Source organism: Kitasatospora sp. NPDC001664 (genome assembly GCF_053596675.1).
In genome coordinates this window covers 37,256-48,856 of sequence record NZ_JBSFGS010000008.1, presented here as the reverse complement: position 1 = coordinate 48,856, position 11,601 = coordinate 37,256, and the positions used below count along the sequence as shown (strand labels likewise).

The 11,601-nt window shown below is 74.4% G+C and carries 12 protein-coding genes; 8 read left to right on the top strand and 4 right to left on the bottom strand.

Going from position 1 to position 11,601, the window contains the following annotated elements; all coding sequences use genetic code 11:
- The first annotated feature begins 98 nt into the window (after window positions 1-98).
- From ACWCYY_RS13370 to ACWCYY_RS13360, 3 genes are all read left to right on the top strand, one after another.
- On the top strand, window positions 99-629 hold the full coding sequence (locus tag ACWCYY_RS13370; RefSeq protein WP_345286994.1) for a SigE family RNA polymerase sigma factor: 531 nt from the start codon (window positions 99-101) through the stop codon (window positions 627-629).
- A complete protein-coding gene (locus ACWCYY_RS13365) occupies window positions 622-1,692 on the top strand; it encodes a hypothetical protein (RefSeq protein WP_449796095.1) in 1,071 nt (356 codons plus the stop codon). The genes ACWCYY_RS13370 and ACWCYY_RS13365 overlap by 8 nt, the downstream gene beginning before the upstream one ends.
- 81 nt (window positions 1,693-1,773) lie before the next feature.
- A complete protein-coding gene (locus tag ACWCYY_RS13360; RefSeq protein ID WP_345286992.1) occupies window positions 1,774-2,574 on the top strand; it encodes an SURF1 family protein in 801 nt (266 codons plus the stop codon).
- An 87-nt stretch (window positions 2,575-2,661) separates the two neighbouring features.
- Here the strand turns inward: ACWCYY_RS13360 and ACWCYY_RS13355 are convergent, their stop codons facing one another.
- Window positions 2,662-4,479 (bottom strand): S9 family peptidase, encoded by a 1,818-nt coding sequence (locus ACWCYY_RS13355; RefSeq protein ID WP_449796094.1) that lies wholly within the window; start codon window positions 4,477-4,479, stop codon window positions 2,662-2,664.
- Window positions 4,480-4,641: 162 nt separating this feature from the next.
- Complete coding sequence (locus ACWCYY_RS13350) at window positions 4,642-5,151, bottom strand: hypothetical protein (RefSeq protein ID WP_345286988.1); 510 nt, start codon at window positions 5,149-5,151, stop codon at window positions 4,642-4,644.
- A gap of 328 nt (window positions 5,152-5,479) precedes the next feature.
- Between ACWCYY_RS13350 and ACWCYY_RS13345 the strand changes: the two genes are divergently transcribed.
- Complete coding sequence (locus tag ACWCYY_RS13345; RefSeq protein WP_345286986.1) at window positions 5,480-5,905, top strand: hypothetical protein; 426 nt, start codon at window positions 5,480-5,482, stop codon at window positions 5,903-5,905.
- Between the two features lie 162 nt (window positions 5,906-6,067).
- Window positions 6,068-6,322 carry a hypothetical protein gene (locus ACWCYY_RS13340; RefSeq protein ID WP_345286984.1) on the top strand — a complete coding sequence of 85 codons (255 nt, stop codon included), beginning with the start codon at window positions 6,068-6,070 and terminating at the stop codon, window positions 6,320-6,322.
- 67 nt (window positions 6,323-6,389) lie between these two features.
- Here ACWCYY_RS13340 and ACWCYY_RS13335 read toward each other — a convergent pair whose 3' ends face one another.
- Window positions 6,390-6,917: a gamma carbonic anhydrase family protein gene (locus ACWCYY_RS13335; protein WP_345286982.1), complete on the bottom strand. Its 528-nt coding sequence runs from the start codon at window positions 6,915-6,917 to the stop codon at window positions 6,390-6,392.
- A 116-nt stretch (window positions 6,918-7,033) separates the two neighbouring features.
- Window positions 7,034-7,726 (bottom strand): TetR/AcrR family transcriptional regulator, encoded by a 693-nt coding sequence (locus ACWCYY_RS13330; protein ID WP_345286980.1) that lies wholly within the window; start codon window positions 7,724-7,726, stop codon window positions 7,034-7,036.
- A gap of 128 nt (window positions 7,727-7,854) precedes the next feature.
- On the opposite strand from ACWCYY_RS13330, the gene ACWCYY_RS13325 reads away from it, so the two are divergent.
- The 3 genes from ACWCYY_RS13325 to ACWCYY_RS13315 all read left to right on the top strand — a co-directional run bounded on the left by ACWCYY_RS13325 (window position 7,855) and on the right by ACWCYY_RS13315 (window position 11,187).
- The gene (locus tag ACWCYY_RS13325) at window positions 7,855-8,490 is read left to right on the top strand and encodes an NADPH-dependent FMN reductase (protein WP_449796093.1); all 636 of its coding nucleotides are present in this window, start codon (window positions 7,855-7,857) and stop codon (window positions 8,488-8,490) included.
- 9 nt (window positions 8,491-8,499) lie between these two features.
- Window positions 8,500-9,939 carry a DHA2 family efflux MFS transporter permease subunit gene (locus tag ACWCYY_RS13320; protein ID WP_449796092.1) on the top strand — a complete coding sequence of 480 codons (1,440 nt, stop codon included), beginning with the start codon at window positions 8,500-8,502 and terminating at the stop codon, window positions 9,937-9,939.
- Between the two features lie 174 nt (window positions 9,940-10,113).
- Window positions 10,114-11,187 carry a hypothetical protein gene (locus tag ACWCYY_RS13315; protein WP_345286975.1) on the top strand — a complete coding sequence of 358 codons (1,074 nt, stop codon included), beginning with the start codon at window positions 10,114-10,116 and terminating at the stop codon, window positions 11,185-11,187.
- Window positions 11,188-11,601: the final 414 nt, after the last annotated feature.

The following is an 11,601-nucleotide window of genomic DNA, read 5'->3' as shown; positions in this document are numbered from 1 at the left end:
GGGCAGTACGCGTGGGCACAGCGCACATCGGGTCGGTGCACGTGGGTCCCGTGCGCCTGGGTACGGTGCGCGTGGCGGCGCGTCCCGTCGATAACCCGGTGGGCACCGCCCCGGAGGCGCTGGGGGCCAGCGTCGACCACCTGACCGAGACCTACCGGGCGCACTACCGCTCCCTGCTCCGGCTGGCCGCCCTGCTGCTGGACGACATCTCCTCCTGCGAGGACGTGGTGCAGGAGGCCTTCATCCGGGTGCACGCCGCCCGCCGCCGGGTCCGCGAGCCAGAGAAGACACTGGCGTACCTACGCCAGACCGTGGTGAACCTCTCCCGTTCCACCCTGCGCCGCAGGATCATGGGTCTGCGCCTGCTGCCCAAGCCGATGCCTGACATGGCCAGTGCAGAAGAAGGCGCCTACGATGCGCTGGAGCGCGACGAGTTGAAGGCCGCGCTCCGGGGGTTGCAACGCCGTCAGCGGGAGGTGCTGGTGCTGCGCTACTACGCGGACCTGACGGAGGCCCAGGTCGCCGACCTGCTGGGGATCTCGATCGGTTCGGTCAAGGCGTACGGCTCGCGCGGGCTGGCCACGCTCCGGGTACGGATGGACCAGGGCGCGGGGACGGACGATGACTGACCACCAACTGCCTTCGGGGGAGGACCAGTTGGAGAACGAACTGCGGAGCCGCCTGCATCAGGCGGTGTCCCGGCTCGAACCCGATGCGGCGGCCCTGCCGCGGCTGCGGCAGGAAGTCCCCAGGCGCCGGGCCCGGCACCGCACGCTCTGGACCACGGCCGCCGCGGCGGTGCTGCTCAGCGCCGCGGCCTGGCCCACCATTCAGGGCGTCCAGGGCCTCGACCTCTCCGGCGGCCCGGTGGAGAGCCCGACCGTCGGCGCCGCGCCCAAGGCGACGGGCGTCCTGCGGCCCAGCCCCAGCGGCACCACCCGCCCGGTGCCGCAGGCGCCGGCGGGCTCCGGCACCCCGAGCGCGGCCACCGGATCGCCGTCCGCCACCACCCCGCCGCTGCCGCAGGCCACCGCCGGCGGGCCGGTGGCCGGGATGCCCGGCGGCTCGCCGACACCCACGGCCACCGCCCCGGCCTGCACCGCGGCCGACCTCGGGCGGGCCTCCGTCTCGGTCGGGCGGCCCGACGCGGCCGGGAACGTGTACGGGTGGTTCCGGGTCCAGAACGTCTCCGCGCGGACCTGCCAGCTGACCGGCGGCGGGGCGGTCACCTCCGACCAGGCCCGGATCCGGGTGGCCGTCCACACCGCCGGGGGCCCGGCCACCGCCCTGCCCGCACCCACCGCGAACGGGCCGCTGCTGCTCGCGCCCGCCGCGGCCTACCTGGTCCGCTTCGGCTGGGTCCCGGAGACCGCGTGCCCCGCACCGACCCCGGCGCCGGGGCCGACCTCGGCCGGCGTCCCCGAGAAGGGCGAGGCCGCCCAGGCCCGGGCCGCCGTCCCCGCCCCCTCCGGCTCCGGCGCCCCCTCCGAGGCGCCCGGCCCCGAAACCTCGCCCACCCCGACCCCGACCGCCTCGCCCACCCCCGGTCCGGAGACCACCCTGCTGCTCACCCACGTCCCCGACCCGGGCGGCCAGCCCGTCCAGGCCACCGTCCCGAACGCCTGCACCGGCACGGTCTACCGCACCGCCCCCGAACCCGACCCCCAGCCGACCGCCTCGCCGGCTCCGTGAGCCGGGGGGCGCGAGGCCCCGGGGCAAGCCCGAGCGGACCTGGTGCCGGGGGCCGGTGTAGGGCCGGTTACCGTGGTGCGTGTGTACCGGTTCCTCCTGACTTCGCGCTGGCTCGGCGGCACCGTGGTCGCCCTCCTCGCGATCGTGGTCTGCGTCCTCATGGGCAGTTGGCAGCTCAGCCGCTTCGAGGACCAGGTCGACCGGCACCAGGACGCCGAACGCACCGCCACCGCCGGCTCGACCGGCCCGGCCGTGCCGCTCGCCGAGCTGCTGACCGGCCCGGGCGCGAAGGTGACCACGGACACCGTCGGCCGCTCCGTGACCGTCTCCGGCCGGTACGACCGGGAGCACCAACTGCTGGTCCCCAACCGGACGGTGGACGGCCGCCAGGGCCACTACGTGCTCACCCCGCTCTGTCCGGAGACCGGCGCCGCCCCCTGCGTCCCGGTGGTCCGCGGCTGGGCCCCCGGCAGCCCCTCGGCGGACGCCCCGGCCGTACCCGCCGTGCCGGACGGCACGGTGACGGTGGCCGGCCGCCTCCAGGCGCCGGAGAACAGCGGCAGCGACGGCGCCGTGACGGGAGGTCTGCCCGCCGGCCAGCTGGGCACCATCAGCCCGGCCGCGCTGGTCAACGTGCTGCCCTACCCGACCACCGACGGCTGGCTGGCCGCCGACGCCGTGCCGGACGGCTTCACCGCCGTGCCGACGGTGCAGCCGCAGGGCGGCAACGGCCTGAGCCTGCGCGCCTTCCAGAACCTGGGCTACACCCTGGAGTGGTTCGTCTTCGGCGGCTTCGTGGTCTTCATGTGGTTCCGGCTGGCCCGCCGCGAGGCGGAGCGGGCCAGGGACCGGGCCCTCGGGCTGGACCCGGTCCTGGACTGACCTCCCGTCAGTCGCGCCCCGTCAGTCGCGCTCCGTCAGCTCCGGGCGGCGCGCCCGCCCCGCGGGGTCACCGCGCCGCCCGGGAGGTCACTGCGACCGCCCCAGGTGCCGCAGTGCGAAGCCGATCTCCAGCCGCAGCTGCTTGATCCGCTCCTCCACCACCAGCGACCCGTGCCCGGCGTCGTAGCGGTAGACCTCGTGCTCCTTGCCGAGCTCCTCTAGCCGGGCCACGTAGTTGTCGATCTGCCGGATCGGGCAGCGCGGGTCGTTCAACCCGGCGCTGATGTAGACCGGGGCCTTCAGCCGCTCGACGTAGGTGATCGGCGAGGAGGCCCGGTACCGCTCGGGCACCTCCTCCGGCGAGCCGCCGAAGAGCGTGCGGTCCAGCGACTTGAGCGCCTCCATCTCGTCCTCGTACGAGGCGAGGTAGTCGGCCACCGGTACGGCGGCCAGGCCGAGCGACCAGCTCTCCGGCTGGGTGCCGAGGCCGAGCAGGGTGAGGTAGCCGCCCCAGGAGCCGCCGGAGAGCACCAGCTGCGCCGGGTCGGCCAGGCCGGAGGAGACCGCCCAGTCGCGGACGGCGCCGATGTCCTCCAGCTCGATCAGGCCGATCCGCTCCTGGAGGGCGTCGGTCCAGGCCTGCCCGTAGCCGGTCGAGCCGCGGTAGTTGACCCGGACGACGGCGAAGCCGTGGTCCAGCCAGGCGGCCGGGCCGGCCGCGAAGGAGTCGCTGTCGTGGTGGGTCGGGCCGCCGTGCACCTCGAAGACGGTGGGGAACGGCCCCGCCCCGTCCGGCCGCTGGACCAGCGCGTGCACCCGGCCGCCGGGGCCCTCGACCCAGACGTCGTCCACCGCCACCGAGCCCGGCGGCACCGGGCCGGGCGCCCGCAGCACCACGTGCCCGGCGGTGGAGCGGACCGCGGCCGGCTCGGCGGCGGAGGACCAGAGGAACTCCACCGTGCCGTCCGGACGGGCGGTCGCGCCCGAGACGGTGCCGCGCGGGGTGGTCAGCCTGGTCAGCTCACCGCTCGTCAGCTCGTAGGAGAAGAGCTCGCTGCGGGCCTCGTACTCGTGCTCCACCAGCAGGGCGGCGGCCCCGGGGCGCCACTGCGCGGAGAGGTCGCCGGGGAACTCCCGGCCCTGCTCGTCGCGGAGCACCAGCTCGGTCTCGGCGCCGGTCGCCACGTCCCAGATCATCGGCTCCCAGCGGCCCCGGCGCTGGTGCGCGACCAGCAGCCGGGTGTCGCCCTCGGCCGGGGCGAAGCCCAGGCAGGCCAGCCCGCGCGGGTCCTGACGGCCGGTCACCTCGTCCAGCTCGGCCACCGCGGCGCCGTCGGAGAGGCGGAGCACCCGGATCGCGGAGTGCATCGCGTCGCCGTGCTCGGTGTGGTCGACGGCGAGCAGGGAGGAGTCGTGGCTCAGGTCGCCGATCCCGCCGTACTCCTGGTGGTGGTAGACCGTCTCGAGGTCGGCCGAACCCGGGCGGCGCAGGTGGATGGTGGTGCCCTCGTCGTCCTCCGAGGTGCCGACCAGCACGGTGCCGTCCCGGCCCAGCGCCAGGCCCGCGCCGTACGCGGCCTCGATGCCGGGGACGGCGAGCTCGTCCGGGCCGCCGGCGAAGGGCTGGCGCCGCCAGACGCCCAGTTCGTCGCCGTCGGTGTCGTCGAACCACCAGATCCACTCGCCGTCCGGGCTGAGCTCGGCGTCGGTGGTGCCGTTGGGGCGGTCGGTCACCCGGCGGTGGGTGTCGGCGGTGCGGTCCCAGGCGTAGACCTCGTAGGTGCCGGTGGAGTTCGACACGTACAGCGCCCGGTCGGGTGCCTCCTCGGCCCAGTCCGGCAGGGAGACCCGCGCTGCTCGGAACCGCTGCTCCCACGCCGGTACGGCACTCGTCTCGTCAGTCATCTTCCCAGGGTGTCACGCCCGGGGGGTGCTCCAGCAGGGGTTGGCCGACCTGACCGGCCGTCAGCGGCGCCGGCCCCGTTCCGGCCGTGGCTCTGTTCCGGGCTCCGGCCGTGGCTCCGTTCCGGCCTCCGGCCCGGGGCGGTTCCCGCTCCGTTCGGGGGCTCAGTCCAGGGTGGTCTCCACGACGCGGATGCGGTCGCGCCAGACGGTGACGTCGGTGGCGCCCCGGCCGCCGCCGAAGGACTCGGCCAGGGCGCGGTCGAAGGCGCCGGACTCCAGGGCGTCGGCCAGCCGTTTGGCGCGGCCGAACCGCTCCTCGTCCGGCCCCTGGTACGGCAGCCGGCGCCACCGCAGCGAGGTGGCGCCGGGCCCGTAGCGGTGGCCGCCGAGGCTGGGGTGGGGGAGGTCGAGGGAGAGCGCGTAGAGGTCCTGTTCGGCGTGGTCGGTGGTGGTGCGGAACCACGGCGGCCCGATCCGCAGCCCGGCGGTCCGCCCGTGCTCGTCCGGCACCGGACCGGACTGCGACCAGCCGAACGCCGCGATCACCGGGTCCCGCTGCACCGCTTCGAACAGCGGCCGCAGCGCCGAGAGCGGCCGTTGGGGCACCCGGGTGGCGACGGGGCGGCGGCTGCGGTGGATCGGGACTCCGAAGAACTGGGTCGGCGTGGACACGGTGCCTCCTGCTGCTGCTCTGTGCTGCTGGGCTCTCTGCCGCTGGGCTCGCTGTACTGAGGGGGTCGCGGTACCGCTGGGCTGCGGACAGGACCTTACCTAGATGCGTTCGCGAACGCGAACACGTATTCGAATTATTTCGAACAGTGCCGCCCGGAGCGAAACGGGCTGGTGGGAGGGGTGGGGGAAGTGGCAGCATCGGCCGGTTGGCGCTGTTAGCCTCGGTCGCGAACGCGGCTGTTCGCGCGCCGACCGACCGGGGGCGACGGTCCGGGTCGATGTCCGCGCCCCAGAGCGGGGCCGGTGGCCGCGAGGGAGAGAGCACGAGATGCCTGGGACGACGGCCGGCGGCGCCGACGATGCGCTCTCGGTGCTGGTCCGCGAGGCGCTCGACCGCCCGGGGATGACCTTCCGCCGGCTCACCGAGGCCACCGTCGATCCGGCCACCGGCTACCGCCCCGGCACCACCTGGCTGCACAAGCTGGTGCGCAACGAGGTGGTCCGCGCCCCCGAGCCCCAGGTCCTGCGCGCCCTCGCCACCGGCCTCGGCCTGCCGCTCGCCCGGGTCCAGCGCGCCGCCGCCGCCCAGTACCTCGACTACGTCACCACCGAGCTCACCGGCCTGCCCGCCGACGCCCGCGCCATCGTGGCCCACCTCGTCGAGCTCGACCCCGCCGACCTGCCCAAGGTCCGCGCGGTGGTGGAGGACTTCGTGGCCCGCCGTTCGAACCCGGAAGGCCCCGCCGGAGGCTGATCCGGGCGGCTCTCCGGCGCTGTCCCCGCCCTCGCCGCGGCCCCGTCTGTCAGACCCGTGCGGTATTGCGGTTCCGTGCGCTTCTCGCCAGCCCCCATAATCGGGTGTACGTTCGATTCTGCCTCGGTCGAACGCGTCCACCGCCACCGGGAAGGGGGTCAGATGAACAGGGTCAGCTGGTACCACGCCGAGCTCGACGACGGCGCTCCCCTCGTCCTGCTCACCTTCCCCGACGAGTCCGTCCTCATCGGCGATCCGCGCACCCTGCCCCCCAACCTCCTCCCCGCCCTCGCCGCCACCCTCGCCACCGGCCCCCTCGTCCCGGCCCGCCTGCACGCCCTGCTGGCCGACGCGCTCCGGGGCGAGGGTCCCGCGGCCGAGGGGTCGATGTCCCTCCCCGCGGGCGAGCTCCGCTGAGCGGCCGGCTCCGCTGGCCGATCTCGCTGGTCGGCTCCGCCGGTCGGCCGGGTCGGGTGACGTCGGGTCAGTTCCCGGGGATCTCCGCATGGGCGCGGGCGAGCAGCAGGTAGCCCTCGCCGTTGGCCTTGATGCCGGCCTTCTCCTCCTCCGTCAGCGCGCGCTTCACCTTGGCGGGCACCCCGGCCACCAGCGAGCCGGGCGGCACCTGCATGCCCTGCGGCACCACGGCCCCGGCGGCGATCAGCGAACCGGTGCCGATGCGGGCCCCGTTGAGGACGGTGGAGTTCATCCCGACCAGGACGTCGTCCTCCACCACGCAGCCGTGCAGCACCGCGTTGTGGCCGACCGAGATCCGCGCCCCGAGCACCGCCGGGAAGCCCGGATCGGCGTGCACGGTGCAGTTGTCCTGGATGTTGGTGTCGGGGCCGACGGTGATGGTCTCCGCGTCCCCGCGCAGCACCGCCCCGTACCAGACGCTCGCCCCGGCCCCCACCGTCACGGCGCCGACCACCACCGCGTTCGGCGCCACGTACGCCCCCGGGTCCACCTGCGGTTCGAGCCCGCCGACCCCGGTGATCAGTGCCTCCGCCATGCCCGTACCCCTCTTCCTCTTCTTCTCGCGCTCGTCCTTGCCCCGCCGCGGCCCGCCCAGCCCCGCCCCTGAGTCCGGCGCCTCGGCGGGTGCCGGCGCCAGCCTAGGCCCGCCGCCTAACTCCCGGCCCGGTAGGCCCGGAGGAAGGCGGCGACACCGCCGGTGACCAGGCGGTCGATCCGCTCGGGCGGCAGGGGCAGGACGCCGTAGTGGGAGAGGTGGACGATCGGCTGCGAGCCGAGCGCCATGAAGTGGGTGGCGGCCAACTCCGGGTCGCCGTGCAGGTCGAGCAGGCCCGCCGAGGCCAGCCCGCCGAGGGCCTCGGCCAGTGCGCGGGCGACCGGCGCCGGTCCGGCCTCCTGCCAGGTGGCCAGCACCTCCGCCGGCACGTGGCCGGCCTCGGCGTGGATGTGCCGCACCAGGGCGAAGTGGTCCGGGTAGGCGGCCATCAGCTCGACGAAGGCCCGGGCCACGGCCGTCAGGTCGCGCTCCAGGTCCTCGGGGTGGGGCGGCCTTGCAGGGTCCAACATTGCTGCCAGGAGCCCCAGTTGGGCGTCCTTGACCTGGCCTGCGGTCCACCGGATGACGGCCTCGAAGAGCTGGGCCTTGCCGCCGGGGAAGTGGTTGTAGAGCGTCCGGGTGGAGACCGCTGCGGCAGCCGCGAGCGTGTCCACCGAGGCCCGCGCGTAGCCCTCGCGGCCGAACACGCCGCAGGCCGCGCTCGCCATCGCCATCTGCTTCTCCAGCCGGCGCGGCGGCACCGTCTCCCGCGCCTGCGCCACCCAGGCGTCGTTGCTGCTGCCCGTCATGCCCGTCCCTCCCCCTGCCTCTCCTACCGCCGACCTAGGTACAACGACCGTTGTCGTTGTGACAACGCTCGTTGTACTTTACTCGACGTCGGGCCGCACCGGGCGGTCCGTCAGGGAGGGGAACACCCATGTCCGTCAACGCCGTTCACCCGTCGGCCGCCGTCACTTCCCCCGCGGAGCTGCCGCTGCGCGTCGCCGTGATCGTGGCCAGCGTCCGCGAGGGCCGCCACGGGCCCGCCGTCGCCGACTGGTTCCTGGGCGTGGCCGCGCGTCAGGGCGGCGCGGTGTACGACGTGATCGACCTCGCCGAGGTCAGCCTCCCCCTGGCGATGCCGAAGTGGGGGAGCGAGCCGTCCCCCGAGGTCGCCGCCGCGCTGGCCGACGTCACGCCCCGACTGACCGCCGCCGACGCCTTCGTGATCGTCACGCCCGAGTACAACCACAGCTTCCCGGCCGCCCTGAAGAACCTGCTCGACTGGCACATGGGCCCCTGGCACGCCAAGCCGGTCGGCTTCGTCTCCTACGGCGGCCTCGGCGGCGGACTGCGCGCCGTCGAACAACTCCGGCTGGTCTTCGCCGAGTTGCACGCCACCACGGTGCGCGACACGGTCAGCCTGCACGGGCCCTGGTCCGGTCTCGGCCCCGACGGCGCCCCGCGCGACCCTGCCGTCGCCGAGGGAGCGGCCAAGGGCATGCTCGGCCAACTGGCCTGGTGGGGGCGCGCCTTGAGGGCCGCCCGGGCCGCCCACCCCTACCAGGGCTGAGGCGCCGCCGTGTCCACCGCACGCACCACCCCCGCCTCTCCTCCCTCCGCTCCCGCCTCCTCCCCTCCCTCCTCCTCCGCTCCCTCCTCCTCGGTGCTCAACCGCACCCTCCTGGTGGTCATCACCGGCTCGGTCATGTCGGTGCTCGACATCACCATCGTCAACGTCGCCCTGCGCAGCCTCACCACCGCACTCGCCGCCCCGCTGGAGACCGTCCAGTGGACCGCCACCGCCTACACCCTGGCGCTCGCCGCCGTCGTCCCCACCGCCGCCTGGGCGATGGGCCGGATCGGCGCCAAGCGCAGCTACCTGACCGCCCTCGCCCTCTTCACCCTCGGCTCGCTGCTCGCCGCCTGCGCCTGGAGCGCGGGCAGCCTGATCGCCTTCCGCGCCCTCCAGGGCCTCGGCGGAGGTCTGCTGATGCCGGTCGGCATGACGATGGTGATGCGGGCCGCCGACCGCAACCGGCTCGGCCGCGCCATGGCCCTCTCCGGGCTGCCCGTCCTGATCGGCCCGGTGCTCGGCCCCGTCCTCGGCGGCTGGCTGCTGGACGTCGCGGACTGGCGCTGGATCTTCCTGGTCAACCTGCCGGTCGGCGCGCTCGCCCTGACCCTCGCCGCCCTCCTCCTCCGCCCCGACGCACCCGCCTCCGCCGCTTCCTCGGACGTCGCGCCTCGCCTCGACCTCCCCGGCCTGCTCACCCTCCCGCCCGGCCTGGCCCTCCTCCTCTACGGCCTCACCCTCGGCGGCGAACGCGGCGACCTCACCACCCCCGGCGCCGCCCTCCCTGCCCTCGCCGGAGCCGTCCTGATCGCCGCCTTCGTCCGCCACGCCCTGACCGCCCGTCAGCCCCTCCTCGACCTCCGGCTGCTCCGCGACCGCACCTTCACGGTGTCCGTCATCACCCTGGCCCTCTTCGTCAGCGGCTACTTCGGCTCGATGCTGCTCGGCCCGGTCTACTGGCAGCAGGTCCGCGGCCTCTCCACCACCACCGCTGGCCTGCTCGGCGCCCCCGTCGGCCTCACCGTCGGCCTCGCCATGCAGCTCGCCGCCCGCCGGATCGACCGCACCCCGCCCCGCCGCCTGGTCCCGGCCGGCGTCGCACTCGGCGCCCTCGGCATGGCCCTGACCGCAGCCCAGATCGCCGACCCCACCGTCCCCGCCTGGCGGCTGGTCGCCTCCGCCATGCTCATGGGTGCCGGAGCCGGCACCGTCCTGATGCCCACCATGACCACCGCCACCAGGGCCCTCCCCACGGACCGCCTCGCCGCCGCAGGCACCGCCCTCAGCATCAACTCCCAACTCTGGGCCGCCTCCGGCACCGCCCTGATCTCCACCCTCCTCACCACCACCGGCTTCCCCACCGCCTACACCGCCGCCGCCCTCCTCCTCACCCTCGCCCTCGTCCCCGCCCTCCTCCTCCCGGCCCACCGCCCGCCGGAGGGCTGAAGGGTCGTCGCTCCGCCACCAAAACCCCGTATGTCACACCCGTCCCACACGATTAAAGTGACCATCGACGAGATTCGTCCGTATCCCGACGGCCGCCGTGCCGGCGGGATACGCGCGTGCTCAGGGGTCGTCACACCGACGCCCCGGACAGATCGACCACGGGGGAAAGCACCCATGCGCCACCGCCTGCTCCGCAGCGCGTTCATATCCCTGCTCGCCGCCTCCGCCCTGGCCGGCACGGCACCGATCGCGGCGCACGCCGCCCCGGGCACGCCGGGTGCTCCCGGCACTCCCGGCGCTCCGGCCGCTGCGGGCAAGTCCGGCCCCGCCGACGCGCGGGCCGCCGCCGCCTCCGGCGCGGCAGCCGCCGCGGCAGCTGCGGCGAAGGCCTCCGGCGCGCCCGCCGCCAGGTCGTTCGCCGCCGCCCCGGCCGCAGTCGACCCGGCAGCCTGTGACCTTGCCTACTCCGACCGGCAGACCGTCATCAACATCGGCGAGAAGCTCACCTCGGGCCAGAAGATCACCAGTCCCAGCGGCTCCACCGAGCTGGTCATGCAGCCCGACGGCAACCTGGTGACCTACGCCCTCGGCAACCCCGGCGGCCCGCGCCTCCCGCTCTGGAGCACCGGCACCTACAACAACCCCGGCGCCTACGTCACCATGCAGCAGGACGGCAACTTCGTCGTCTACCGCGCGGGCGGCGGCCCCGAGTCCGGCGGCGCCCTCTGGAGCTCCAACTCCTACGGCACCAAGACCGACCGCACGCCCAAGGCCTACCTGCGCTGGGACGGCGCCCTGATGGTCCTGGGGCGCAAGAACTACAACTGGCAGACCGACTTCTGGAACGGCACCCGCGAGCGCGGCACGCGCCTGTGCGCAGTCCAGGGCGACAACTCCTACAACTACTGGTTCGACGGTGACTGGGCCCAGACCGCCACGGTCTGGATGATCGTGCAGGCCGACCACAACGTCGTCATCTACCGCAAGAGCGACGGCAAGGCCATCTGGTCCAGCGGCACGTACAACGTCCCGTACCCGATCATCGAGCTGGTGATGCAGGCCGACGGCAACCTCCTGCTGCGCGACTGGATGCACCCCGCACAGGTCACCTGGGCGGCCGGCACCTACAACAACCCCGGCGCCTACGCCCTCCTCCAGGACGACGGCAACTTCGTCATCTACAAGTCCGACGGCGGCCCCGGCAAGGGCGGCGCGCTCTGGTCCACCGACACCTGGAACAAGGTCTGACCCCGTGACCCGCTCCTGACGAACGGTCACCCCACAGAAGGGGCCCTGCCGGACACCCCCGGCAGGGCCCCTCCGCACACCCACCCGCCACGACCTGCCCGCGGCGGCCCGCCCGCCCCACCGGCGCCTGACCAACCGTCACACGGCCACGCTCCCGGGCCAGTCACGTACGCCCCCGCCGGACCTAGCCCGAGGCCCGGTCACCAAAAACGACAGAGACCCTGCCGGATTTCTCCGACAGGGTCTCTGCACTGGGTCGGGGTGGCGGGATTTGAACCCACGGCCTCTTCGTCCCGAAGCAACCCGGGCGTCTGGCTGACCGTAGGGTTTGGTGCCGCTGGCCTGCGCTGATCGTTCCCGGGTGTCCGCTGTCGTACGCCGAAGTACGGGGCCGTTGTCACGCAGTTGGTTACT